At 60.5% G+C, this 23,714-nt stretch carries 25 protein-coding genes; 24 read left to right on the top strand and 1 reads right to left on the bottom strand.

The annotated features are described in order from the left end of the window. The first annotated feature begins 15 nt into the window (after positions 1-15). Together selO and trxC are read left to right on the top strand one after the other, a co-directional pair. A complete protein-coding gene (selO, locus tag AB3226_RS16975; protein WP_367373892.1) occupies positions 16-1,479 on the top strand; it encodes a protein adenylyltransferase SelO in 1,464 nt (487 codons plus the stop codon). Between the two features lie 157 nt (positions 1,480-1,636). Next, positions 1,637-2,071 (top strand): thioredoxin TrxC, encoded by a 435-nt coding sequence (gene trxC / locus AB3226_RS16970; RefSeq protein ID WP_367373891.1) that lies wholly within the window; start codon positions 1,637-1,639, stop codon positions 2,069-2,071. A 145-nt stretch (positions 2,072-2,216) separates the two neighbouring features. Here the strand turns inward: trxC and AB3226_RS16965 are convergent, their stop codons facing one another. Continuing rightward, a complete protein-coding gene (locus tag AB3226_RS16965) occupies positions 2,217-2,987 on the bottom strand; it encodes a ParA family protein (RefSeq protein ID WP_008009127.1) in 771 nt (256 codons plus the stop codon). Between the two features lie 357 nt (positions 2,988-3,344). On the opposite strand from AB3226_RS16965, the gene AB3226_RS16960 reads away from it, so the two are divergent. The 22 genes from AB3226_RS16960 to queC all read left to right on the top strand — a co-directional run bounded on the left by AB3226_RS16960 (position 3,345) and on the right by queC (position 23,680). After that, positions 3,345-4,070, top strand: coding sequence for a beta-ketoacyl synthase chain length factor (locus tag AB3226_RS16960; protein WP_367373890.1), 726 nt, complete (start codon positions 3,345-3,347; stop codon positions 4,068-4,070). Next, on the top strand, positions 4,046-4,855 hold the full coding sequence (locus AB3226_RS16955; protein ID WP_367373889.1) for a lysophospholipid acyltransferase family protein: 810 nt from the start codon (positions 4,046-4,048) through the stop codon (positions 4,853-4,855). The genes AB3226_RS16960 and AB3226_RS16955 overlap by 25 nt, the downstream gene beginning before the upstream one ends. Then, positions 4,836-5,096, top strand: coding sequence for a phosphopantetheine-binding protein (locus AB3226_RS16950; RefSeq protein WP_367373888.1), 261 nt, complete (start codon positions 4,836-4,838; stop codon positions 5,094-5,096). The genes AB3226_RS16955 and AB3226_RS16950 overlap by 20 nt, the downstream gene beginning before the upstream one ends. Positions 5,097-5,105: 9 nt before the next feature. Beyond that, on the top strand, positions 5,106-5,360 hold the full coding sequence (locus tag AB3226_RS16945; RefSeq protein ID WP_367373887.1) for an acyl carrier protein: 255 nt from the start codon (positions 5,106-5,108) through the stop codon (positions 5,358-5,360). Beyond that, positions 5,357-5,902, top strand: a complete 546-nt coding sequence (locus tag AB3226_RS16940; RefSeq protein ID WP_367373886.1) for a hypothetical protein — start codon at positions 5,357-5,359, stop codon at positions 5,900-5,902. The genes AB3226_RS16945 and AB3226_RS16940 overlap by 4 nt, the downstream gene beginning before the upstream one ends. Then, entirely contained in the window at positions 5,899-7,581 is a 1,683-nt protein-coding gene (locus AB3226_RS16935; RefSeq protein ID WP_367373885.1) for an AMP-binding protein, read from the top strand. Before AB3226_RS16940 ends, AB3226_RS16935 begins: the two co-directional genes overlap by 4 nt. A gap of 155 nt (positions 7,582-7,736) precedes the next feature. After that, entirely contained in the window at positions 7,737-8,471 is a 735-nt protein-coding gene (locus AB3226_RS16930; protein ID WP_367373884.1) for a glycosyltransferase family 2 protein, read from the top strand. Beyond that, a complete protein-coding gene (locus AB3226_RS16925; RefSeq protein ID WP_367373883.1) occupies positions 8,468-9,415 on the top strand; it encodes a glycosyl transferase in 948 nt (315 codons plus the stop codon). Before AB3226_RS16930 ends, AB3226_RS16925 begins: the two co-directional genes overlap by 4 nt. After that, positions 9,396-10,940 carry a histidine ammonia-lyase gene (hutH, locus tag AB3226_RS16920; protein ID WP_367373882.1) on the top strand — a complete coding sequence of 515 codons (1,545 nt, stop codon included), beginning with the start codon at positions 9,396-9,398 and terminating at the stop codon, positions 10,938-10,940. Before AB3226_RS16925 ends, hutH begins: the two co-directional genes overlap by 20 nt. Further along, the gene (locus AB3226_RS16915) at positions 10,933-11,358 is read left to right on the top strand and encodes an acyl-CoA thioesterase (protein ID WP_367373881.1); all 426 of its coding nucleotides are present in this window, start codon (positions 10,933-10,935) and stop codon (positions 11,356-11,358) included. Before hutH ends, AB3226_RS16915 begins: the two co-directional genes overlap by 8 nt. Beyond that, positions 11,355-11,957 (top strand): outer membrane lipoprotein carrier protein LolA, encoded by a 603-nt coding sequence (locus AB3226_RS16910; RefSeq protein WP_367373880.1) that lies wholly within the window; start codon positions 11,355-11,357, stop codon positions 11,955-11,957. Before AB3226_RS16915 ends, AB3226_RS16910 begins: the two co-directional genes overlap by 4 nt. Further along, entirely contained in the window at positions 11,941-14,280 is a 2,340-nt protein-coding gene (locus AB3226_RS16905; RefSeq protein WP_367373879.1) for an MMPL family transporter, read from the top strand. The genes AB3226_RS16910 and AB3226_RS16905 overlap by 17 nt, the downstream gene beginning before the upstream one ends. Further along, positions 14,277-15,437, top strand: coding sequence for a sodium:proton antiporter (locus AB3226_RS16900; protein ID WP_367373878.1), 1,161 nt, complete (start codon positions 14,277-14,279; stop codon positions 15,435-15,437). Before AB3226_RS16905 ends, AB3226_RS16900 begins: the two co-directional genes overlap by 4 nt. Next, positions 15,424-16,671 carry an NAD(P)/FAD-dependent oxidoreductase gene (locus tag AB3226_RS16895; RefSeq protein WP_367373877.1) on the top strand — a complete coding sequence of 416 codons (1,248 nt, stop codon included), beginning with the start codon at positions 15,424-15,426 and terminating at the stop codon, positions 16,669-16,671. Before AB3226_RS16900 ends, AB3226_RS16895 begins: the two co-directional genes overlap by 14 nt. Then, positions 16,668-17,393, top strand: a complete 726-nt coding sequence (locus tag AB3226_RS16890) for a class I SAM-dependent methyltransferase (protein ID WP_367373876.1) — start codon at positions 16,668-16,670, stop codon at positions 17,391-17,393. The genes AB3226_RS16895 and AB3226_RS16890 overlap by 4 nt, the downstream gene beginning before the upstream one ends. Further along, a complete protein-coding gene (locus tag AB3226_RS16885) occupies positions 17,393-17,890 on the top strand; it encodes a DUF3261 domain-containing protein (RefSeq protein ID WP_367373875.1) in 498 nt (165 codons plus the stop codon). Before AB3226_RS16890 ends, AB3226_RS16885 begins: the two co-directional genes overlap by 1 nt. Then, complete coding sequence (locus AB3226_RS16880) at positions 17,887-19,083, top strand: beta-ketoacyl-[acyl-carrier-protein] synthase family protein (protein ID WP_367373874.1); 1,197 nt, start codon at positions 17,887-17,889, stop codon at positions 19,081-19,083. Before AB3226_RS16885 ends, AB3226_RS16880 begins: the two co-directional genes overlap by 4 nt. Continuing rightward, a complete protein-coding gene (locus AB3226_RS16875; RefSeq protein WP_201061436.1) occupies positions 19,080-19,538 on the top strand; it encodes a hotdog family protein in 459 nt (152 codons plus the stop codon). The genes AB3226_RS16880 and AB3226_RS16875 overlap by 4 nt, the downstream gene beginning before the upstream one ends. Next, a complete protein-coding gene (fabG, locus tag AB3226_RS16870; protein WP_367373873.1) occupies positions 19,538-20,266 on the top strand; it encodes a 3-oxoacyl-ACP reductase FabG in 729 nt (242 codons plus the stop codon). The genes AB3226_RS16875 and fabG overlap by 1 nt, the downstream gene beginning before the upstream one ends. Continuing rightward, positions 20,266-21,492, top strand: coding sequence for a beta-ketoacyl-ACP synthase (locus AB3226_RS16865; protein ID WP_367373872.1), 1,227 nt, complete (start codon positions 20,266-20,268; stop codon positions 21,490-21,492). The genes fabG and AB3226_RS16865 overlap by 1 nt, the downstream gene beginning before the upstream one ends. 25 nt (positions 21,493-21,517) lie before the next feature. After that, positions 21,518-22,321 carry a hypothetical protein gene (locus tag AB3226_RS16860; protein ID WP_367373871.1) on the top strand — a complete coding sequence of 268 codons (804 nt, stop codon included), beginning with the start codon at positions 21,518-21,520 and terminating at the stop codon, positions 22,319-22,321. A gap of 666 nt (positions 22,322-22,987) precedes the next feature. Next, positions 22,988-23,680, top strand: a complete 693-nt coding sequence (gene queC / locus AB3226_RS16855; RefSeq protein WP_367373870.1) for a 7-cyano-7-deazaguanine synthase QueC — start codon at positions 22,988-22,990, stop codon at positions 23,678-23,680. The last annotated feature ends 34 nt before the right edge of the window (positions 23,681-23,714 follow it).

Below are 23,714 nucleotides of genomic sequence, written 5' to 3'. Positions count from 1 at the left end.
TGCTGGAGATGGCCGTTGAAAGCCCTCGACGAACTGACCTTCGACAATCGCTTCGCCCGCCTGGGCGACGCGTTCTCAACCCATGTGCTGCCCGAGCCCATCGCTGCTCCGCGACTGGTGGTCGCCAGCCCCGCCGCCATGGCGCTGCTGGACCTGGACCCGACGGAGGCCGAGACACCGGTGTTCGCCGAGCTGTTCGGCGGCCAGAAGCTCTGGGCCGAAGCCGAGCCGCGGGCGATGGTCTATTCCGGGCATCAGTTCGGTTCTTACAACCCGCAGTTGGGCGACGGTCGTGGTCTGTTGCTGGGCGAGGTCTATAACGAGGCCGGCGAGCATTGGGACCTGCACCTCAAGGGCGCCGGCCAGACGCCTTACTCGCGCATGGGTGATGGACGCGCGGTGTTGCGTTCGTCGATCCGCGAGTTTCTTGCCTCCGAAGCCCTGCATGCCCTGAATATTCCCACTACTCGCGCACTGTGCGTAATCGGCTCCGACACACCGGTCTGGCGCGAGAAACAGGAACGCGCAGCCATGGTCTTGCGCCTGGCACCGAGCCACGTGCGCTTCGGGCATTTCGAATTCTTCTACTACACCAAGCGCCCCGAGCAGCAGAAAGAACTCGGCAACCATGTGCTGGCCATGCATTTCCCGCACTGCCTGGAACAGCCGGAACCGTACCTGGCGATGTTCCGCGAAATCGTCGAGCGCAACGCCGAGCTGATCGCCAAATGGCAGGCTTACGGGTTCTGCCATGGCGTGATGAACACCGACAACATGTCGATCCTGGGCATTACCTTCGACTTCGGCCCGTTCGCCTTCCTCGACGATTTCGACGCCCACTTCATCTGCAATCACTCCGATGATCAGGGCCGTTACTCCTTCAGCAACCAGGTGCCAATCGGCCAGTGGAACCTCAGCGCCCTCGCCCAAGCCCTGACGCCGTTCATCAGCGTCGAAGCCCTGCGCGAAACCCTGGGCCTGTACCTGCCACTGTTCCAGGCCCACTACCTGGACCTGATGCGCCGCCGCCTCGGTCTCACCACTGCCGAAGACGACGACCAGAAACTGCTGGAGCACCTGCTGCAACTGATGCAGAACAGCGGCGTCGACTACAGCCTGTTCTTCCGCCGCCTGGGGGATGAGTCACCCGAACTGGCCGTCGCCCGTTTGCGCGATGACTTCGTCGACATCAAGGGCTTCGATGCGTGGGGCGCGCTCTACATCGCCCGGGTTGCTCGTGAAGGTGTGATTGATCAGCAACAGCGCCGCAAACGAATGCATGCGGTCAATCCGCTGTACATCCTGCGTAACTATCTGGCGCAGAAAGCCATCGATGCGGCGGAAAGCGGCGACTATGCAGAAGTTCGTCGTTTGCATGCGGTATTGAGCAATCCATTCGAGGAACAGCCTGGAATGGAGAGCTATGCCGAGCGGCCGCCAGAGTGGGGCAAGCATCTGGAGATCAGTTGTTCGTCGTGAGACTTAACAACACTGAATTGATCCGTCAGGGACACCAGCACTCGTAGGGTGTATCTCTAACCAAGGAAGGTTATTGCCTACAAACTTCTGCCTTGATAAACATCATTTCCGACTCCAGATCAGTGCCATAGATTGCCTACTCATCCGGAACCCGATCATGCCTGACCCACTCCTCATCCCCTGCCCCCACTGCAACGGCCTTAACCGCATCCCCGCCGAACGCCTCGACGACCATCCAAAATGCGGCCGCTGCAAGGCCGAAGTCCTGCTCAACAAGCCGTTCGAATTGAAGCAAGGCGATTACGCCAGTCAGATCAAGGGCGACCTGCCGTTGCTGGTGGACGTGTGGGCGGACTGGTGCGGGCCGTGCAAGTCGTTTGCGCCGGTGTTCGAGCAGGCGGCGGGGCAGTTGGCGGGCAAATGTCGGCTGGCCAAGCTGGACAGCGAGGCGAATCAGCAGTTGTCGGCGCAATTGGGGATTCGCTCGATCCCGAGCCTGATTCTGTTCAAGAATGGCCGGGAAGTGGCTCGCCAGAGCGGAGCCTTCCCGTTACCGCAATTGATGAGCTGGTTGCGTAGCCAAGGGATTTAGAGCCACCACAAATAAATGTGGGAGCGACGGTGCGACGATTCGACCTGCTCGCGAAGAGGGCTTCGCATTCAACATCTCTGTTGACTGGACTTCCGCTTTCGCGAGCAGGCTCGCTCCCACAGTGGTTCGGTGTTGTTTACAGGAATCAGGCATTTTCCAACAGATTGTGCAGGTCGACGAACTGCTGGGTCAGTTTATGCCGCGGGTCGAGGTGGATCAGCGGCGTGTTGGCCTGGTGGGATTCGCGCATGCGCACCGAACTGGCCAGGTACACTGGCAACACCGGCAGGCCCTCGGCGATCAGTTCGTCGAGGATTTGCTGAGGCAAACTGGCGCGGGCCTGGAACTGGTTGACGACGATGCCTTCAACTTCCAGCCCTTCGTTGTGGTCCTCCTTCAATTCTTCGATTTCCGCCAACAGGCCATACAGCGCCTGGCGCGAGAAACTGTCGCAGTCGAAGGGAATCAGCACACGATCAGCGGCGATCAAGGCCGAGACGGCATAGAAATTCAGTGCTGGCGGCGTATCGAGGTAGATTCGGTCGTAATCGCCGTCCAGCTCCTCGAGCAATTTGCGCAGCTTGTTGATCTTGTGCTTGGCCTCAAGCTTGGGCTGCAAATCAGCCAGCTCGGCGGTGGCGGTGACGACGTGAAGGTTGTCGAATGGGGTTTCGTAGATGTCGACCTGGTTTTTCTTCGAGAACGGACCCGAGGACAGAGTCTGCTTGAAGAAGTCAGCGATCCCCATCGGGATATCATCGCCGGTAAGTCCCGTCAGGTATTGAGTGGAGTTGGCCTGAGCATCGAGATCCACCAACAACGTGCGATAGCCTTCGCTGGCGCTGACCGCCGCCAGATTACAGGCAATGCTTGACTTGCCCACGCCACCTTTCTGATTGAACACCACGCGCCGCATGTCAAAACCTCCGTGTATCAAAGAATGACCGAGTGTAGTAGTCCACGGCGCTGCTTAGCTACCTCGCCGGCATCGGGACTACACAGTCATTGGAAAAAATCCGGCGGAAAAGCCGCCAACTTGCCCATCGATAGCCGATAGAGCTGACAGACATGTCCGCTGCAACGTGGATAATGGCCAAACGACAGTTTTTTCGCGAACCAGACGGTACATTTCGTTGCGCAAAATGTAACCAGCATTTGCTACACGCCCGCCGCACCGGGATAATGCGCGCCACTCGGCGTTAAGCGCCACGTAAGGTCAGCCGCGTTTTTTGCGACTTGCCGCGGTCAAGGAAGCCCCGCAGGGGCGGGATGAATGTCTGTGATCAACTTCAACATCGCCCAATGGCGCGCGTGGGCCCCTGGGCTTGAAAGCGTGGATGATTGGCAGGCCTGGAGCCGACAACCGGTCGTGCTCGAGCCTAGCGATGCCGCCCCCGATGTATCGTTTCTGCCGGCCATGCAGCGTCGGCGACTCAGCCGTCTGGCGCGGATGGCGTTTAGTGTCGGCTGGCCTTTGGCCGATGGTCGCCAGGACCTGCCGTTGGTCTTTATTTCGCGCCACGGCGAAACTCCACGCACTTTCGAAATTCTCAGCGATCTGGCGACTGACCAACCGTTGTCGCCCACCCAGTTCAGCCTGTCGGTGCACAATGCGGTCATTGGCCTGTGGTCGATCATGCGTGGTGAAACCAGCGAGATGACCGCCCTCGCCGCAGCTGGCGATGGCCTTGAACACGGCATGCTAGAGGCGGCGGCATTGCTTGAGGAAGGAGCGCCTGCGGTACTGCTGGTAGTGACTGAAGAGCAACCGCCCGCGGCCTACTCGGCCTGGATCGACGACGTGCCATTCCCTTACGCGGTCGGCCTGCTGATTACGCCCGGCAATCAGTGGCAGCTGTCGCTGAACAGCACCTCACAAGCGTTGTCCAAACCCCACTGGCCTCATGCCCTGAATCTGTTGCGTACCCTGCTCAGCCAGCAGACCACCTGCCAACATGCCTGGAAAAATCGTCTATGGACCTGGCAACGCAACCCGTAACCGATAAAAACCGCGACGCTTATTACTGGCGTCTGCTGGCCACTGCCGCAAGCTTCACCCTGTTCGGGTTGGGCGGGCTTTGCCTGCGACTGGTGGTGTTCCCGCTGTTGAACTGCCTGCCGGGAGACAACCAGGCCCACCGTCAGCGGGCACGACAGACCGTCAGCCGGTGTTTCTGGTTTTTCATCCGATTCATGGCTCGCACTGGCGTGCTGACCTATGACATTCAGGGGGCGGAAAAACTCGGACGGCCAGGTCAGATGATCGTCGCCAATCACCCCTCGCTGATCGATGTGGTGTTTTTGATCGGCCTGGTGGGCCACGCCAACTGCGTGGTCAAGAAAAGCCTCTGGGAAAATCCGTTCACCCGCGGCCCGCTACGCCGCACCGATTACATCAGCAACGACGGCAGCATGGACATGCTCGACGCCGCTGCCGACGCACTGAAAAGCGGTCAGACCCTGATCATTTTCCCCGAGGGCACCCGCACCCAACCCGGTAAACCGCCGGCCTTTCATCGGGGGGGCGCGGCAATCGCCCTGCGCGGTGCGAGAATCCTCACCCCGGTGATCATCAAGGTCAGCCCGACCACACTGACCAAGGCCGAACCCTGGTATCGGATTCCCAAACGCCGCGTGCACTTCAGTTTTCGTGTCGGGGCCGATATAGACCCACAGGCCTTCGCTACGCAGGGGCCCGCGCCCCAGGCCTCGCGCAAGCTCAATGATTATTTGCACCATTACTTTATTAAGGAGCTCGCCGAAGATGAGCGATCTGCACCGTGAAATCAAAGAACTGATCATTGACGCCCTGGGCCTCGAAGACATCAGCGTCGCCGACATTGGCGATGAACAAACGCTGTTCGGCGAAGGCCTGGGCCTGGACTCTGTAGACGCCCTGGAACTCGGCCTGGCGATCCAGAAAAAGTACGGCATCAAAATCGATGCCGACGCCAAGGACACCCGTAATCACTTCACCAACGTGACGAGCCTTGCGGCGTTCGTCACTGCAAAACAGGCAGCTTGAGACCGGACCATGCAAACTCGTGACGATATTTTCAATACCCTGCGCGATGCTCTGGTCGAACTCTTCGAGCTGGAGCCCGAGCGCATCAGCCTGGGGTCCAACCTGTATCAGGATCTGGAAATCGACAGCATCGATGCGGTCGACCTGATCGATCACATCAAACGCCAGACCGGCAAGAAAATCGCTGCCGAAGAATTCAAATCGGTGCGTACCGTCAGCGATGTGGTCGACGCGGTCTACCGCCTGGTTCAACCGGCCGCATGAGCCGACTGATCGGCCTTGGCCTGCTGCTGGCAGGCCTGCTGTACCCCTTTGCGGTGTATTTCGGCATGGAGCATTTTGCCCCGTGGCAGTTCGGTCTGCTGCTGGGTAGCCTGTGGCTGGCGCGAGCGCTGACTGGCGAGCGGCGTCCCGGAAGCCTGTGGATGGCCACGGCCGCCATCGGGTTTTGCCTGCTGCTGGCGCTGTTCGACAGCCCGGTGCTGCTGCGCTGGTACCCGGTGCTGATCAGCGTCTTCATGCTGGTGCTGTTCGGCCTGAGCCTGAAATACGGCCCACCGATGATTGAACGCCTGGCCCGTCTGCGAGAGCCGGAATTACCGGCCAGGGCCATTCGCTACACCCGCCAGGTGACGATGGCCTGGAGCGTGTTTTTTCTCTGCAACGGCTTGTGCGCCGCCGCCCTGACTCTTTGGGCGCCGCTGAGTTGGTGGATGTTGTACACCGGCCTGATCTCCTATGGATTGATCGGCCTGATGTTTGCCATTGAATGGCTGATACGACAACGGGTAAGAGGCCGCCCATGAATTGGATAACACTTGAGCAACTGTTGCTCAAGGCTCAGCCGGACCGTGCTGTGACGGTGGAACCTGCGTTGAATCATGCACAGATGTGCGAACAGGCCCTGAGCCTGGCCGCCGGCCTGCAAGCTCAGGGGGTGCAGCGCATCGCCGTGCACCTCGAAGACGCCGCCGACCTGGCCATTGCCCTGCTCGGCGCCTGGCGTGCCGGGGTCAGCGTACTGCTGCCCGCCGACTTGCAAGCGCAGACTCGCCAGCGCTGGTCGACCGAGGTCGATCTGTGGCTGACCGATCAGACCGATGATGCTCATTTGAGCGATTATCGGTATTCACCGTTGCCGGCCAGCCTACTGGATCTGGATCGCTGTCAGCTGAGCCTGTGCACCTCCGGCTCCAGTGGCGAACCCAAGCGCATCTCTAAAACCCTGCGCCAATTGGCCAATGAAGTCGAAGCGCTGGAACACCTGTGGGGTGCAGATCTGGGCGAGGCCTGCATTATCGGCAGCGTCGCCACTCAACACATCTACGGGTTGCTGTTTCGGGTGCTGTGGCCGTTGTGCGCCGGGCGTTCGTTCGTACGTCAACAACTGGCCTTCCCGGAAGACCTGCAACGCGCCAGCCGCGAACACCCGGCCTTCGCCTGGGTCACCAGCCCGGCGCTGCTCAAACGCATGGGCGACAACCTCGACTGGCCAGCTCTGAGCGCAGTGCGCCGAGTATTTTCCTCCGGTGGCGCGTTGCCCGCTGAAGCGGCGCAAAGCCTGTATGAACGCCTGCAACAGTGGCCGACAGAAATTTTCGGCAGCTCGGAAACCGGCGGCATCGCCTGGCGTCAGGGCCAGAATCTCTGGCAGCCCTTCGCCGACGTTGCACTGAGCCAGGACAGCGATGGCGCCCTGCTGATCGCCTCACCGTACTTGCCGGCCGGCCATATCGAACACACCGCCGATGCCGCGCGCATCGCCGCCGACGGCCGTTTCGAGCTACTGGGACGGCTGGACCGAATCGTCAAACTGGAAGAAAAACGTATCTCGCTGCCGATGCTCGAACAGGCGCTGATGGCGCACCGCTGGGTTGCCGAAGCGCGCCTCGGTGTGGTTCAGGAAAACCGCGCCTCATTAGGGGCGCTGATGGTACTCAGCGAACAAGGCCTGCATGCCTTGCGCAATCAGGGTCGACGCAGCCTCACTCAAGCCTTGCGTCAGCATCTGAGTCAGCATTGTGAAACGCTGGCCCTGCCACGCCGCTGGCGCTTGTTGCGGCAACTGCCGCTGAACGCGCAAGGCAAACTGCCCCAGGCCGAGGTTGAAGCCTTGCTGCTGGCGCCCCGCCCAAAGGCGCCACAAGTACTGGAGCAGTTGGAAGTCGATGGCGAGTGGAACCTGCAACTGGCCGTCCCGCCAGACCTGGCGTATTTCAGCGGCCACTTTCCCCGAGCGCCGGTATTGCCCGGCGTGGTGCAGGTGGATTGGGCATTGAGCCTGGGCCAGCAATTGATGGATCTGCCGGCAAAATTCGCCGGTATGGAAGTGCTGAAATTCCAGCAACTGGTACGCCCCGGTGATGAAATCCAGTTGCACCTGCGCTTCGACTCGGCGCGCAGCAAATTGTATTTCGCCTATCGCAATGAAACCGCCACCTGCTCCAGTGGGCGGATTTTGCTGGAGGCCTCAGGCGATGCATAACCTGTGGCGAGGGAGCTTGCTCCCGCTGGGCTGCGAAGCGGCCCCAAAATCAACCGACGTAGACTTCATTGCGAGCGCTTCGCACTCGAACGGGAGCAAGCTCCCTCTCCACAGTAAGCGCCTTCACAACAAGGGTTCGGTGGAGATTTCTGATCATGCATAACCCCTGCGCCGTAATCCCGGTCTACAACCACGAAACCGCAATCACCGCCGTGGTCGATGCCCTGCTTGCCAGCGGCCTGCCATGCATTCTGGTGGACGATGCCAGCAGCCCGGCCTGCGCCAAGGTCCTTGACCGACTGGCCCTGCGTGACCGGGTTTACCTGATCAGGCTCACCATCAATCAAGGCAAGGGCGGCGCGGTGATGACCGGTTTGCGCGAAGCTTCGCGCCTGGGCTTCAGCCATGCCTTGCAGGTGGACGCCGACGGCCAGCATGACCTGCAAGACGTCAAAGTCTTCATCGAGCATTCGCGGACCCATCCAGAGTCAGTGATCTGCGGTTATCCGCAATATGACGCCAGCGTCCCGAAGGGGCGTTTGTACGCCCGCTACCTGACTCATGTGATGGTCTGGATCAACACCCTGTCGTTGCAGATTCGCGACTCGATGTGCGGCTTCCGCGTCTACCCGTTGCCGCCAACCCTGGCACTGATCGACTCGGCCAGGATCGGCAAACGCATGGACTTTGACTCCGACATTCTGGTGCGCCTGGCCTGGCGCAATCAGCCGATGCAGTGGCTGAAAACCAAGGTCCATTATCCTTCGGATGGCGTCTCGCATTTCCGTCTGTTCCACGACAATGTACTGATTTCGAGCATGCACACCCGGCTGTTCTTGGGCATGTTGCTGCGGGCACCGGTGATCCTCTGGCGACGGTGGCGAGCATGAGCGACAACGCAGACAAACAACACTGGGCCGACCGCCAGGAACGCGGCAGCTTCTGGTTGATGAAGTTCACCGCGCTCTGCGCAAAAGTCTTGGGTCGTCGACTGCTGAGCCCGTTGCTGTACGGCATCGTGCTGTACTTTTTCCTGTTCGGGCGCAGCGCCCGCCAAAGCGCCTGGCAATACCAGCAGCGGCTTGCCGACTGGAGCGGTCGTAGCGAATTGCGCCCGAGCCATTGGCGGGTGTTCGGCCAGTTCATGGCCTTCGCCGACTCCATGCTCGACAAACTCGATGTGTGGAACGGCAAGCTGAGCATCGATCAAATCGAAATCATCGACCCGGCACTGCTGCGCAATAAACTGCGCGGCACACGCGGGCAAATGCTGGTGGGCGCGCACCTGGGCAATCTCGAGGTTTGTCGGGCGCTGGCCGAGATCGGTGAGAAAGTCACCATGAACGTGCTGGTGCATACCAAGCACGCCGAACAATTCAACCGTCTGCTGGGCGAAGCCGGGGCGACCAATCTGCGGCTGATTCAGGTCAGTGAGCTGGACCCGGTGATCATGCTGCAACTGCATGAACGCCTCGAACGCGGCGAATGGCTGGCGATTGCCGGCGACCGCGTGCCGCTGCATGGCGGGCGCAGTGTCACGGTGGATTTTCTCGGCCATCAGGCAGCGTTCCCGCAAGGCCCGTGGCTGCTCGCCGGTCTGTTGAAATGCCCGATCAACCTGATGCTGTGCCTGAAGAAACCCACGGGCGACTATCGACTGACCCTCGAACCGTTCGCCGATGCCATCGTGTGGAAACGCAGCGACCGCGAACAGGTCATTCAACAGTGGGCCTCCCGCTACGCCGAACGCCTGGGTCACTATTGCCTCGAAGCGCCCCAACAATGGTTCAACTTTTACCCTTTCTGGAAGATCGATGACGACGCCAACGCTTGAGCCGGTAACCTTCGGCGAACTCCCTTTGCGCATCGAAGACGTACTGGCCCTGGCCAACCGTCAGGTGCCGACGCAGTTGCAGAGCGACGCTGAGTTTCGCCAGCGCATCGCCAAGGGCCCACAGTTCCTTGATTCCCTGCTGGACAAGGAAGGCGTGATCTATGGCGTGACCACCGGTTATGGCGATTCCTGCGTGGTAGCGGTGCCCCTGCACCACGTCGAAGCCCTGCCCCGTCACCTGTATACCTTCCACGGTTGCGGCCTGGGCAAACTGCTCGACGCCCAAGCCACGCGCGCGGTGCTGGCAGCGCGTTTGCAGTCGCTGTGCCACGGCGTTTCCGGGGTACGCGTGGAGCTGCTGGAGCGTCTGCAAGCCTTCCTCGAACACGACATTCTGCCGCTGATTCCGGAAGAAGGTTCGGTGGGCGCCAGCGGTGATCTGACGCCGCTGTCCTACGTCGCCGCGACCTTGTCCGGCGAGCGCGAAGTAATGTTCCGTGGTGAGCGCCGACAAGCCGCCGATGTGCACCGCGAACTGGGTTGGAAGCCGCTGGTGTTGCGCCCCAAAGAAGCGCTGGCGCTGATGAACGGCACCGCCGTGATGACCGGCCTCGCCTGCCTCGCTTACGCTCGCGCCGATTACCTGCTGCAACTGGCCACGCGCATCACCGCGCTGAACGTGGTCGCTTTACAGGGCAACCCGGAGCACTTCGACGAGCGCCTGTTCGCCGCCAAACCCCATCCTGGGCAGATGCAAGTCGCCGCGTGGCTGCGCAAGGATTTGGCGATCGATGCGCCGACCGCGCCGCTGCATCGCCTGCAAGACCGCTATTCCCTGCGTTGTGCGCCGCACGTGCTCGGTGTACTGGCCGACAGCCTTAATTGGCTGCGCTCGTTCATCGAGATCGAACTCAACAGCGCCAACGACAACCCGATCATCGACGCCGAAGCCGAACGCGTGCTGCACGGCGGGCACTTCTACGGCGGCCATATCGCGTTCGCCATGGACAGCCTGAAAAACCTGGTGGCCAACGTCGCCGACTTGCTCGACCGTCAGCTCGCGCTGCTGGTGGACGAGCGTTACAACCATGGCTTGCCGAGCAATCTGTCCGGCGCCACCGCCGACCGCGCGATGCTCAATCACGGCTTCAAGGCCGTGCAGATCGGCACCAGCGCCTGGACCGCCGAAGCCCTGAAAAACACCATGCCGGCCAGCGTCTTCTCGCGCTCCACCGAGTGCCACAACCAGGACAAAGTCAGCATGGGTACCATCGCCGCCCGCGACGCCATCCGCGTGTTGGAGCTGACGGAACAGGTCGCCGCCGCCACGCTGTTGGCCGCCAACCAAGGCGTCTGGCTGCGCGGCCAGGCTGAAGACGCGCGCCCACTGCCACCGGCCCTGGCCGCGATGCACGAAGAATTGGCCAAGGACTTCCCGCCAGTCATCGAAGACCGTGCCCTGGAAGGCGAATTGCGCCTGTGCCTGCAACGCATCGCCGAACAACACTGGAGGCTGCATGCGTAGCAAGGGAGTGCTTCACACCGACACGGAAATCCTCGTACCGTTCTTTGATGTCGACACCATGAACGTGGTCTGGCACGGCCATTACATCAAATACCTGGAAGTCGCTCGCTGTGCGTTGCTGGACAAGATCGGCCACAACTACGACGCCATGGTGGCGTCGGGTTATGCGTGGCCGGTGATCGACTTGCAGCTGCGCTATGTGCGCGGTGCCGTGTTCGGCCAGAAGCTGAATGTGCGCGCCAGCCTGGTGGAGTGGGAAAACCGCCTGAAGATCAGTTACCTGATCAGCGATCTGGCCACCGGCGAGCGCCTGACCCGCGCCTGTTCCGTGCAGGTCGCCGTCGACATGAGCAGCCGCGAAATGCAGTTGGCTTCACCGAAGGTGTTTACCGACGCGGTTGAAAGGATGCTGCCATGAATTCGCTCCTCAAATGCCTTGGCACTTTGGTGTTGCTCGGGCTTTCATCATTGGCGCAGGCCTTCGATCTACAACAGCTCAGCGATCAACTGGCCAAACCCTATGTGATCCACGGCAGCTTCATCCAGGAAAAACACCTGCGCGCCCTGCCCCAGCCACTGACCAGCAAGGGCACCTTCGTTCTGGCGAAGAATCACGGCCTGCTCTGGCTGCTGAAAACCCCGCTGCAACAGGACTACCGCATCAGCGACAAGGGCATTGCCCGGCGTGATGCCAGCGGCTGGAAAATGCTGCCGAACAAGAGTGCCGGCGCCGAGCAGAACCGTTTGTTCCTCGCGGTGCTGCAAGGCGACAGCAGTGGCCTGCAACGGGATTTCGAGCTTTCGCTGAGCGGCGATGCACAAAACTGGCAGCTGACCCTGACCCCGCGTTCGATGCTGCTCAAGCAGGTGTTCAATCAGATCAACATTGACGGCGGCGAACTGGTGCATAGCATCGAACTGCTCGAAACCCAGGGTGACCGAACGCTGTTGCGCATGCAGGACAGCACCAGCGCACAACCTTTGAGCGATGCGGAGCAACATGACTTTGCTGAGTGAACGGATGCTGCCGCGGCTGTTTCTGATCCTGCTGCTGGCGGTGCTCGCACTCGCGGGCTGGCAATGGCGTGACGACGCGCCGCTGTCGGCCAACCTGATGGAACTGGTGCCAGGCACCGCACCGGACGCGCTGGAACTGCGCGCCGAACAACGCATGCAAGAACCGCTGAACCGGGAAATGCTGGTGCTGGTCGGCCATAAAGACCGCCAGCAAGCCATCGCCATGGCGCAAAAACTCGGCGAGCAATGGCAGGCCAGCGGCGTGTTCGAAAAGGTCCAGTGGAACCTGCAGGCCGACTTGCCGGCGCTACGCACACAATTGCTGCAAGGCCGACTGGCGATGTTGTCGGCGGCCGACCGGCAGCAGCTCATCGAGCACCCCGACGCGTTTATTCAGCAACGGGTGCAAGCCCTGTTCGACCCGTTCACCGGGTTCAGCCTGGTGCCGAGCCAGGATGACTGGCTGGGCCTGACCGGGCGCATCCAGAACAGCCAGCCGCAACACGGCTCGGTGCAACTGGACATCGGCAGCGGTGCGCTGGTTGCCGATGCCGACGGCAAGAGTTGGGTGATGCTGCGGGCGCGAACCGCTGGCAACGCATTCGACATGAACCTGCCGCTGCAAGTGGCCGACCTGCTCCAGCACAGTCGCGAAGAAGCCGCCCAGGCGGATGTGCAACTACTCGCCGCCAGTGGCCTGCTGTATGCCGCCAGCGGTCAACGGCAAGCCGCGCGCGAGATGACCTGGGTCGGCGGCGGCGCCACGGTCGGGATTCTGTTGCTGCTGTTGCTGGCCTTCCGGCGTTGGCGGGTATTGCTGGCATTCGTCCCGGTGCTGGTGGGCATGCTGTTCGGCGCGGTGGCCTGTGTGGCGCTGTTCGGTCACATGCATGTGATGACACTGGTGCTGGGCTCTAGCCTGATCGGCGTGGCGGTGGATTACCCGCTGCATTACCTGTCCAAAAGCTGGAGCCTGAAGCCCTGGCACAGCTGGCCGGCATTGCGCCTGACCCTGCCGGGGCTGACGCTGAGCCTGATCACCAGTTGCATTGGCTACCTGGCCCTGGCCTGGACGCCGTTCCCGGCCCTGACCCAAATTGCCGTGTTCTCCGCCGCCGGCCTGCTTGGCGCCTACCTGTCGGCAGTGTGCCTGTTGCCGGCGCTGCTCAAGGGCGTGGATCTGCGGCCGGCGAAATGGCCGATGCGCATCGCCGAGAAGTTGCTGGAGCTGCGTGAAACGTTGCTCAAATACGTACGCACGCCGGTACTGCTCGCGCTGTTGATCGCCTTCTGTGTCGGCGGTCTGTTGCAACTGCAGAGCAAAAACGACATTCGCCAATGGGTCGGCACGCCGCAACAACTGACTGACGAAGCCCAGACCATCGCACGCATCACCGGCTATCAACCCACCAGCCAGTTCTTCCTGGTGCGCGCGGCCAATCAGCAGGAATTGCTCGAACGCCAAACAGCACTGAGCGAACGCCTGGATCAGTTGGTCAATCTGGAAAAACTTCAGGGCTATCTGTCGCTCAATCAACTGGTCAGCCAGCCGAGCGAACAGCGCAAAGTGCGTGAAGCACTGAGCAAGCTGCCGCAGTTCTGGCAACCGTTGCTCGACCTCGGCGTGCCGGCCGCCGCGTTGCAGGCCGAGGTGGCAACGTTGCAGGCGCTGCCCATCGAAGATATCGACGCAGCCCTGGCCGGTCCATTGGCCGAACCCTACCGCACGCTGTGGCTGGGGCCGACCGATGACGGCGTGGCCGCGATGGTCAGCCTGCAAGGCCTGAATAATCCCGCGCTGTTGCGGGTCCAGGTGCAGGACTTGCCGGGCGTGGAACTGGTGGACCGCCTCGGCGAACTGAACCAGGTTTTCGCCGCCACTCAGATCAGCGCCGCTGAATTGAAACTCGCCTCCTGCGTGTTGATCGTGCTGGTGCTGATCCTGCCATTCGGTTTCGGTGGCGCGCTGCGAATTGTCTCTCTGCCGTTGCTCGCGGCTCTGTGCAGTCTGGCAAGCCTGGGTTGGCTCGGTCAGCCGCTGACACTGTTCAGCCTGTTCGGCCTGTTGCTGGTGACGGCCATCAGCGTCGACTACGCGATCCTCATGCGCGAACAGATCGGCGGCGCCGCGGCGAGTCTGCTGGGCACCTTGCTGGCAGCGGTGACCACTTGGCTGTCGTTTGGCCTGCTGGCGGTGTCCAGCACACCGGCGGTGAGCAATTTCGGCCTGTCGGTGAGCCTCGGCCTGGCATTCAGTTTCATTCTGGCGCCGTGGGCCGGACGACAAGTCCACATCGCACCGATTACGGAGCCGGCAGCATGATGGTCGCGGCGTTCTGGTTGATGGCCCTGGTGTTGTTCGCCACGGCTACCCGTGTCGGCCGTCATTTCGGTCTGATTCCGATCGTCAGCCAGTTGCTGCTGGCTACCTTCGGCCTGCCGCTGCTGATGTACTTCTGGATCGAACCGGGCTGGCACCTGAGCGGTGCCGACCTGATCTCGCCGGACTGGCTGAAGAACCTCTACAGCCTGAGCTTTGCCTTGCTGCTGGGGCATATTCTCAGCGACGTGATCGACCTGCGACTGGAACGCCAGAGCCTGAAAATCGCCCTGCCGAGTTTCTCTATTCCGTTTGCCTGCGGGCTGGCGACGGCGGTCTGGCTGTTGCCGCCGCAGCCGTGGATCAGCTCGCTGGCGGTCGGTCTGCTGTTCGCCATTACCGCGATTCCGGTGTTGTATCTGTACCTGCGACACATCAACTACCCACCCGCTGCCACCCGACGCCTGGTGCAGACCGCGATCCTGATTGACCTGACCTGCTGGACTCTGTTTGCGTTTGCCCAGGGCAGCCTGCACCTGAGCAGCCTCTTGCTGCCGCTGGCCGGCGCCTGTCTGCCGTTGTTGCTGCGACTGCTGGGGTTGCGCCAACCGTTGCTGCACAGCGGCTGCTTCTTCGCGCTGCTGGTGGTCGCCGAACACTTCAAGCTCAATGCGCTGATCTTCGGCATCGGCTATCTGCTGTGCATGGCCGCGCTCAAGGTGCCATTGGTGCTGCCATTGTCGGCGGCGTGGATGAGCCGTTTGCAGACCTGGATCGCCATCCCGCTGATCCTCACGTTCGGCATCGTGCAGATCAACGTACACCGCGCCATCGACAGTCTCGACGGGGTGCAACTGGCCGCGCTCCTGCTGTTGCCGATCGCCAGCAAACTGCTGGGCAACTGGCTGGGTCTGGGCTGGGCCGGTGCCTCGTTTGAAGGTGCCAGCCGCTGGCGGGAAAGCCTTTTACTGAATATTCGCGGCTTGAGCGAGATCGTCTTTCTCAACCTGCTGCTGCAACAGCAGCTCATCAGCCCGGCGCTGTATTTCGCGCTGATGTTGATGGGCCTGATCGCAACCCTGCTGCCGGCACTCGCCGGCATGCACCGAATCCCTTTGAACATCGCCGCCCCGGCAAGGAGCACCCGTGCCAACAGTTGAAATGGAACGTCGTCAGGTACTGGTGATCGGCGCAGGCCCCTCGGGTGCCATCGCCGCCGCGCTGCTCAAGCGTAAAGGTCATGATGTGCTGATGATCGAGCGCCAGCATTTCCCACGGTTTTCCATCGGTGAAAGCCTGTTGTCCCACTGCCTGGATTTCGTCGAAGAAGCCGGCATGCTCGAGGCGGTAAATGCTGCGGGTTTCCAGCGCAAGAACGGTGCAGCGTTCGCTTGGGGCAATCAGTACAGTGCCTTCGATTTCGGCGACACGTTCACCAACGGCAAGCCGACGACGTTCCAGGTCCAGCGCGCCGACTTCGACAAGCTGCTGGCCGATCAGGCTGAGCTGCAAGGTGTCGATGTCCGTTATGGCGAAGCCATCGTCAGCGCCGATTTCAGCCTGCCGAAACCGCAGCTCGACGTGCTTCGCGAAGACGGCAGCCAATACCGCGTCGAGGCCGACTTCGTGCTCGATGCCAGCGGCTACGGTCGCGTGCTGCCGCGCTTGCTGGACCTTGAAGCGCCGTCGAACTTCCCGGTGCGCCAGGCCGTGTTCACCCATGTCGAAGACTGTATCGACAACCCGGCTTTCGACCGGGAGAAAATCCTCATCACCACCCATCCGACCCAGCGCGATATCTGGTTCTGGACTATCCCGTTCAGCAACGGCCGTTGCTCGGTGGGCGTGGTGGCGGCGGCCGAACACTTCGAAGGCCGTACCGAGAATCTGGACGACTGCCTGCGCGGTTTCATCGCACAAACCCCAAGCCTGGCCGGTGTACTGAACAACGCCGTGTGGGATACGCCCGCGCGGACCATCGGCGGTTACTCGGCCAACGTCAAAACCCTGCACGGCAAAGGTTTCGCCCTGCTGGGCAATGCAGCGGAATTTCTCGACCCGGTGTTCTCTTCCGGTGTGACCATCGCCATGCGTTCGGCGAGCATGGCCGCCGGGGTACTGCACCGCCAACTGCAAGGTGAAAGCGTCAACTGGCAGACCGAATTCGCCGAACCGCTCAAGCGCGGCGTCGACACCTTCCGTTGCTACGTCGAAGGCTGGTACGCGGGGACCTTTCAGGATGTGATTTTCTATCAGGGCGGCACAGCGGAAATCCGCCGCATGATCAGCTCGATCCTCGCGGGTTACGCCTGGGATGAACGCAACCCGTTCGTCAGCGAACCCAAACGTCGACTGCGAATGATCTCGGACCTTTGCGCACAGGATCCGACATGAGTTATTTGAGCGACAACTATGTCGAAGAGACCCGTTTTGGTTTCTGGTTCCTGCGCAGTCACACCTGGCAGCACCATGTATTGCGCGTGGCGATCAATGACTTGCGCGATCTGTTCAGCGCGCCGTTGCCCGATGATCCGGTATTACTGGATGCCGGTTGCGGCCAGGGCAAGTCGTTCCAGTACCTGCGCCAGACCTTCGCGCCTCGGCGCCTGATCGGGCTGGATGCCGACCCTCACAGCCTGAGCCTGAGCGGCGAAGAAGCGGCCCGCCAGGGCATGGATGTGGAGCTGATCGGCAGTGACTGCGCGAGCATCAAAATACCGGACGCCAGCGTCGATCTGTTGTTCTGTCATCAGACCTTCCATCACCTTGTCGAGCAGGATCAGGCCTTGGCCGAGTTCTATCGAGTGCTCAAGCCGGGCGGCTATTTACTGTTCGCCGAGTCCACCGAGGCTTACATTGATACGTGGGTGATTCGCTGGCTGTTCCGCCACCCGATGCACATGCAAAAAAGTGCCGCCGGCTACCTGGACATGATTCGTCGGCAGGGTTTCGAATTCGGCCCGCAGAACGTGTCTTACCCTTACTTGTGGTGGAGCCGCGCCAAGGATTTCGGCCTGCTCGAACGCTTCGGCTTGCGCCAGCCGAAACCCTTTGGCCAACGGGAAGAAACCCTGGTCAATGTAGTCGCGCGCAAGCCCCTTGAAGGGTGTGCCTGATGATCCGTTTCCTGCTTCTGGGTTGTGTCCTGTTGCTGAGCGCTTGCGCCAGCCAGGCACCGCTGCCCGAGCGAACCCCGAACCTGGCGTTGCCGCTGCAACTGCACATCGAACGGCAGATGGCCGAGCAACGTCAGGACTGGCTGCTGGTGATCCAGCGTGAAGGCCCGAGCATTCGCTGGTCGATGATGGACCCTTTGGGGATTCCCGTGGCACGGCAGAAACTGATCGATGGCCAATGGCAGGCCGACGGTCTGCTGCCGCCCAATCCGGAGGCCCGGGAGCTGTTCGCTGCCTTATTGTTTGCGTTGACCCCTGCGGGCGAGTTGCACAGCAACTATCCCGCCGCCCGGCAGGAGGGCGGGCAACGGTCCTTGTCACCGCGCTGGAACATCCGCTATTCACAACCAAGCTATTCACAACCACTGAGCTTTGAATTGAACGTGTCCCAAGGCCCGCACTATCGCGTCACTCCGTTAGGCGAGCACACGCCATGACGGCCTATCTGAACGCCCTCGGGGTGATCTGCGCCCTGGGCCGCGACAAGCAGGAAGTCGCCCGCAACCTGTTTGCCGGCGATTGCTCGGGCATGCGCAGCGAGGCTGGCTGGGTCGTGGAACGCTCGCTGCCGGTCGCGGCGGTGCGTGGTGAGCTGGCGCCGATTCCGGCTGAGCTGGCGCATCAAAGCAGTCGCAACAATCAGTTGCTGCTGGAGGCTGCACTGCAAATTCGCGAAGACATCGAGCGGGCGATCCAGACCTACGGCCGCGACCGTATCGGCGTCATTCTCGGTACCAGCACCTCGGGCATTCACGAGGCCAGCAGCGGTCTGACCCATTACATCCGAGAGCATCAGTTCCCCGCCGATTATGACTATCAGCAACAGGAACTCGGCGCGCCGGCGACGTTTCTCGCCGACTGGCTGCAATTGAGCGGCCCGGCCTATGTCATTTCCACCGCCTGTACCTCCAGCGCCCGCGCGCTGATGAGTGCCCAACGACTGCTCGACCTGGGCATGTGCGACGCCGTGTTGTGCGGCGGTGTCGACAGTTTGTGCAAGCTGACCCTCAACGGCTTCTCGGCCCTGGAAGCGGTGTCCGAACAGCGCTGCAACCCGTTTTCGGCAAACCGCAACGGTATCAATATCGGCGAAGCGGCGGTGCTGTTTCTGATGAGCAAAAATGCCGGCAACAGCCAACCGATTGCCCTGCTCGGCAGTGGCGCCAGCTCCGATGCACACCATATTTCCGCGCCGGAACCGACCGGCCGTGGCGCCCTGCAAGCGATGCGCAAAGCCTTGAGCCGCGCAGGCCTGCAACCGCAGCAGATCGGTTACCTGAACCTGCACGGCACCGCCACCCAACACAACGACGCGATGGAAAGCCTGGCCGTGACGACGCTATTCCCGCAAGGCGTGCCCTGCTCGTCGACCAAACCGATGACCGGCCATACCCTCGGCGCTGCCGGTGCCCTGGAAGCAGCGTTCTGCTGGTTGAGCCTGAGCGCGGACAACCGCGAGCAATCCCTGCCGCCCCACATCTGGGACGGCCAGCCCGACCCCGAATTGCCGGCCCTGGATTGGGTGACCCCGACCGACCACCTGACGTCCATTGCACCTCGCTATCTGATGAGCAATTCCTTTGCCTTCGGTGGCAATAACGTCAGCCTGATTATCGGAGACGCTCCATGATTACCTGGCCGCTCGCCGAACTGCTGCCGCATGCCGGTGACATGATCCTCATTGAGCAAATCCTGTCGTTCGATGACGAGCAGATTCACACCCGACTCACCGTCAAACCCGACGGCCTGTTCAATCGCCCCGACGGCAGCCTGCCGGCCTGGGTCGGCATCGAGCTGATGGCCCAGAGCGTCGCCGCGTACGCCGGCTGCCATGCGCGTCAGAAAGGCAATGCGGTGGAACTGGGTTTCCTGCTCGGCACCCGTAAATTCGAATGCAACGTGGAACATTTCCCCGCGGGCACCGAGTTGACCATCCATGGGATACGCTCGCTGGAAGACGACAACGGCATGGGTGTGTTCGAATGCCACCTCACCGCCCCCGGCATCCACGCCACTGCCCGGCTGAACGTGTTCCGCCCGCCTCAGGCCGCGCAATATCTTCATGAACCCCAAGGAGTCGAGTGATGACTGAATCCGTACTGGTCACCGGCTCCAGCCGTGGTATCGGCCGCGCCATTGCATTGCGTCTGGCCCAGGCTGGGCACGACATCGTGTTGCACTGCCGCAGCGGCCTTGCGGACGCCGAAGCCGTCAAGGCCGAAGTCGAGGCTCTGGGCCGCAACGCTCGCATCCTGCAATTCGACGTGTCCGACCGTGGCCGTTGCAAAGCTATTCTTGAAGCCGATGTCGAAACCCACGGCGCCTATTACGGCGTGGTGCTCAACGCCGGCCTGACCCGCGACGGTGCTTTTCCAGCCCTGAGTGAAGAGGATTGGGATTTGGTGATGCGCACCAATCTCGACGGTTTCTACAACGTGCTACACCCGGTGATGATGCCGATGATCCGTCGTCGCGCCGCCGGACGGATTGTCTGCATCACCTCTGTTTCCGGGTTGATCGGCAATCGCGGCCAGGTCAATTACAGCGCCTCCAAGGCCGGTTTGATCGGCGCAGCCAAGGCGCTGGCGATTGAACTGGGCAAACGCAAAATCACGGTTAACTGTGTCGCACCCGGCCTGATCGACACGGCGATGCTCGACGAAAACGTGCCGGTGGAAGAACTGATGAAAATGATCCCCGCACAACGCATGGGCACCCCGGAAGAGGTGGCTGGTGCGGTGAATTTCCTGATGTCGGCGGAAGCGTCGTACATCACCCGGCAGGTTCTGGCCGTCAACGGAGGCCTGTGCTGATGAAGCGCGTCGTCGTCACCGGCATGGCCGGCATCACCTCACTGGGCAGCGACTGGGACACCATCGCCGGCAACTTCGCGGCCAACCGCAGCGGCATTCGCCGCATGGACGAGTGGGATCGTTTTACCGAACTCAACACGCGTCTGGCCGGACCGATCGATGACTTCAAAGTGCCGAGCCACTGGACCCGCAAGCAGCTGCGCAGCATGGGCCGCGTCTCGCGGCTCGCTGTTGGTGCTGCTGAGCAAGCGTTGGCGGACGCCGGTCTGCTGGGTGACGAGTCGATCAAGGACGGGCGCATGGGCGTTTCCTGCGGCTCGTCCACCGGCAGCACCGACGAGATCAAGGCGTTCGGCAAAATGCTGCTCAACTCAGTGGCCGAAGGCTTGAACGCCAACTCCTACGTGCGGATGATGCCGCACACCACGGCGGCGAATATCAGCATCTTCTTCGGCCTCACTGGCCGGCTGATCCCGACCTCCAGCGCCTGCACCAGCGGCAGCCAGGGCATCGGTTATGCCTACGAATCGATCAAGTTCGGCCGTCTGCCGCTGATGCTCGCCGGCGGTGCCGAAGAGCTGTGCCCGACCGAAGCCATGGTGTTCGATGCGCTCTATGCCACCAGCCTGAAAAACGATGCCCCGCAAACCAGCCCTCGCCCTTACGACTCCGGCCGCGATGGCCTGGTAATTGGTGAAGGCGGCGGCATGCTGGTGCTCGAAGAGCTCGAACACGCCTTGGCACGCGGCGCACATATCCATGCCGAGATCGTCGGTTTCGGCAGCAACGCCGACGGTCAGCACGCCACCCGCCCGGAGCAGCTCACCATGCGCCGGGCCATGGAGCTGGCGCTGGAAGACGCCGGGCTCGAACCGACCGCCATCGGTTATGTAAATGGTCATGGCACCGCTACAGAACAGGGCGACATTGCCGAAACACTGGCAACCAGCGCGTTGTTCGGCGAACACATGCCGATCAGTTCACAGAAGAGTTTCCTCGGTCACACTCTGGGAGCCTGCGGCGCGCTGGAGTCCTGGTTCAGCATCGAAATGATGAACCGCGACCGGTACGTACATACTTTTAACCTCGATGAGATCGATCCGCAGTGCGGCAAGCTCGATTACCTGCGCGGTGAATTCCGGCAGATGAGCAATGAGTACGTGATGAACAACAATTTCGCTTTTGGTGGGGTTAACACCTCGTTGATTTTCCGCCGCTGGCACTGACCTAACCACTTATGGAGTGAAGGGAATGACTCAGTTTCACCGCATCGTCGCCTTGCTGGCCCTGGCCTTTGTGCTGGGCGGCTGTACCAGCAAGCCGGTGTATAACGCCAAGGAAGACTTTTCCGCCGACCTGGGTTTCACCCAATCGCAGATGAGCCGCGCCATCGTCACCGCCCTGAATGACCGCGAATGGGTCGTGCAATCGGTACGTCCGGGCATGATCAAGGCCGCCATCACCGTGCGTGGCCGGCACCACGCCGAAGTCGATATCCCGTTCACCCCGACCTCGTTCGAAATCGACTACCGCAGCAGCTACGGCCTGGACTACAAGAACGGCAAGATCCACGGCAACTACAACCGCTGGGTCAACAAACTGCGTGACAACGTCCTCAAAGAGCTGTCCTTCGATCCAACCATCGAGCAGGTCAACGAACTGGGCATCATCAAGCAAGGCGCCGAAGAGCCGACCTATCTGAGTTTTCGCGAAGGCGTAAAACGTGCCACCGACGCCGGCCTGCTGGACGGTAGCGTCAAGTTCTACCTGGCCGGTGAAACCTTGCCCAAGCAGGTGCGAAAACTCGACACCGTGAGCAGCAGTCGCAAGACCAACGGCTCCAATAAATCGGATCAGGACGCCTGCTTCTGGGCCCTGCAATCGGCCCTGGCGACCTTGCAGGACGCTGCGAAGAAAGCCGATGCAAACGCGGTGATCAACATCGCCAGTGTCGACAAGCGCGACCTCTACAAAGACACCGAAAAATTCCAGTGCCGCGCCGGGCTGGTGGTATCCAGCGTAGCGTTGCGTGGTGATTTGGCGCACGTCGACTGAGGCAGTCGTGCGAAACGACAAAGGGCGCCTTTCGGCGCCCTTTTTACAAACAGGTCGGGTTGTCATCGCCCTTTACCTGTCTGGCTCTGCGATGGCTGGTTAACCAGGATCCTCAGAGTCTTACAAGCCCCTTTCGGGAACGCGGCTAGTACCGTTCAAGAATCTATCCCTGCTGCGAGCACGCTCAATCGTCTCAAGCACTTTGGCCATAAACTTCAAATCGCCTCTCATTGCATCCATGCAAACTTCTAGATATTCAGTCCTCTCCTCCTCTGTTTTGAGGTAGTCAGCGGAGTCCCATCGACTGAATTGTTCGGTCATGGTTTTCATTCCTGTTGGTGCCTTCGGATAAACTTCGCTTCCTGAAATTTCCGAGTAGTAACACTGACAATAAAGTTACCCAGGACCAGGAAAGCACACAAGTCGGTGGTTTCTGATGCATTTGTAGGCCATGCCGCAATATTCCGTAGTCACCAGCACAAACCGTAATTCAACCACTCCGATCCCACGAAGACGGCTTTGCCAAAGGGGCGCACCCAGCGAAGAAATAAAACTAAGGAAAGCGCCGTCTGTCATTTCGGAAACGTCCCACAGCGAGACCTTAAGCTTCGCGGTAGGGTCAATGTCTCAGTTACATGTCGGGATTACCCCAAGGATGAAAAAAGAATGAATAACAAGGCAGTCGTCGTTTTCAGTGGTGGACAAGACTCAACAACCTGCTTGATCCATGCTTTGCAAACTTATGATGAAATACACTGCATTACGTTTGACTATGGTCAGCGCCATCGCGCAGAGATTGAAGTGGCGCAACAGCTCTCAAAGAAGCTTGGGGTGACAGTGCACAAAGTACTAGACACATCACTACTGAACGAGCTGACCATTAGCAGCTTAACCAGAGATAACATTCCAGTCCAAACCACAAACAGTTCTGGGGACGTGCCAAACACTTTCGTACCAGGCAGAAATATACTATTTTTAACCTTGGCCTCTATTTATGCCTATCAAGTGCGTGCTGAAACTGTAATCACGGGTGTTTGTGAAACAGATTTCTCTGGCTATCCGGATTGTCGGGATGAGTTTATCAAGACGCTGAATAATGCCATTGAATTGGGAATGGACTATAAGCTGCACATTGAAACCCCGCTTATGTGGCTGAACAAGGCAGAGACTTGGGCCTTGGCCGATCACTACAAAAAATTGGACTTGATCCGCGAGCACACATTGTCTTGTTATAACGGAATTAAGGGAAGTGGGTGCGCCAATTGTGATGCTTGTAATCTTCGCGCAAAAGGGTTGAAGGCATTTATGGCAAACAGAACAGAGATCACTAACAGTCTAAAAATAAAACTGGAATTATAAAGAACAACATACTACAGGGGAGCGGGCTATTGAC

It is taken from the genome of Pseudomonas lini, assembly GCF_964063345.1.
Classification (GTDB): Bacteria; Pseudomonadota; Gammaproteobacteria; order Pseudomonadales; family Pseudomonadaceae; genus Aquipseudomonas; species Aquipseudomonas lini_B.
This window is presented reverse-complemented; position numbering and strand designations above follow the sequence as displayed.

Excerpts from the sequence above, each read along its gene's own strand:
- AB3226_RS16860 (WP_367373871.1), top strand. The coding sequence starts at position 21,518 with ATGACTCAGTTTCACCGCATCGTCGCCTTGCTGGCCCTGGCCTTTGTG.
- AB3226_RS16935 (WP_367373885.1), top strand. The coding sequence starts at position 5,899 with ATGAATTGGATAACACTTGAGCAACTGTTGCTCAAGGCTCAGCCGGAC.
- AB3226_RS16960 (WP_367373890.1), top strand. The coding sequence starts at position 3,345 with ATGTCTGTGATCAACTTCAACATCGCCCAATGGCGCGCGTGGGCCCCT.
- AB3226_RS16910 (WP_367373880.1), top strand. The coding sequence starts at position 11,355 with ATGAATTCGCTCCTCAAATGCCTTGGCACTTTGGTGTTGCTCGGGCTT.
- AB3226_RS16905 (WP_367373879.1), top strand. The coding sequence starts at position 11,941 with ATGACTTTGCTGAGTGAACGGATGCTGCCGCGGCTGTTTCTGATCCTG.
- hutH (WP_367373882.1), top strand. The coding sequence starts at position 9,396 with ATGACGACGCCAACGCTTGAGCCGGTAACCTTCGGCGAACTCCCTTTG.
- AB3226_RS16865 (WP_367373872.1), top strand. The coding sequence starts at position 20,266 with ATGAAGCGCGTCGTCGTCACCGGCATGGCCGGCATCACCTCACTGGGC.
- AB3226_RS16950 (WP_367373888.1), top strand. The coding sequence starts at position 4,836 with ATGAGCGATCTGCACCGTGAAATCAAAGAACTGATCATTGACGCCCTG.
- trxC (WP_367373891.1), top strand. The coding sequence starts at position 1,637 with ATGCCTGACCCACTCCTCATCCCCTGCCCCCACTGCAACGGCCTTAAC.
- AB3226_RS16900 (WP_367373878.1), top strand. The coding sequence starts at position 14,277 with ATGATGGTCGCGGCGTTCTGGTTGATGGCCCTGGTGTTGTTCGCCACG.
- AB3226_RS16875 (WP_201061436.1), top strand. The coding sequence starts at position 19,080 with ATGATTACCTGGCCGCTCGCCGAACTGCTGCCGCATGCCGGTGACATG.
- AB3226_RS16930 (WP_367373884.1), top strand. The coding sequence starts at position 7,737 with ATGCATAACCCCTGCGCCGTAATCCCGGTCTACAACCACGAAACCGCA.
- AB3226_RS16965 (WP_008009127.1), bottom strand. The coding sequence starts at position 2,987 with ATGCGGCGCGTGGTGTTCAATCAGAAAGGTGGCGTGGGCAAGTCAAGC.
- AB3226_RS16955 (WP_367373889.1), top strand. The coding sequence starts at position 4,046 with ATGGACCTGGCAACGCAACCCGTAACCGATAAAAACCGCGACGCTTAT.
- AB3226_RS16925 (WP_367373883.1), top strand. The coding sequence starts at position 8,468 with ATGAGCGACAACGCAGACAAACAACACTGGGCCGACCGCCAGGAACGC.
- AB3226_RS16915 (WP_367373881.1), top strand. The coding sequence starts at position 10,933 with ATGCGTAGCAAGGGAGTGCTTCACACCGACACGGAAATCCTCGTACCG.
- fabG (WP_367373873.1), top strand. The coding sequence starts at position 19,538 with ATGACTGAATCCGTACTGGTCACCGGCTCCAGCCGTGGTATCGGCCGC.
- AB3226_RS16885 (WP_367373875.1), top strand. The coding sequence starts at position 17,393 with ATGATCCGTTTCCTGCTTCTGGGTTGTGTCCTGTTGCTGAGCGCTTGC.
- AB3226_RS16890 (WP_367373876.1), top strand. The coding sequence starts at position 16,668 with ATGAGTTATTTGAGCGACAACTATGTCGAAGAGACCCGTTTTGGTTTC.
- AB3226_RS16880 (WP_367373874.1), top strand. The coding sequence starts at position 17,887 with ATGACGGCCTATCTGAACGCCCTCGGGGTGATCTGCGCCCTGGGCCGC.
- AB3226_RS16940 (WP_367373886.1), top strand. The coding sequence starts at position 5,357 with ATGAGCCGACTGATCGGCCTTGGCCTGCTGCTGGCAGGCCTGCTGTAC.
- AB3226_RS16945 (WP_367373887.1), top strand. The coding sequence starts at position 5,106 with ATGCAAACTCGTGACGATATTTTCAATACCCTGCGCGATGCTCTGGTC.
- queC (WP_367373870.1), top strand. The coding sequence starts at position 22,988 with ATGAATAACAAGGCAGTCGTCGTTTTCAGTGGTGGACAAGACTCAACA.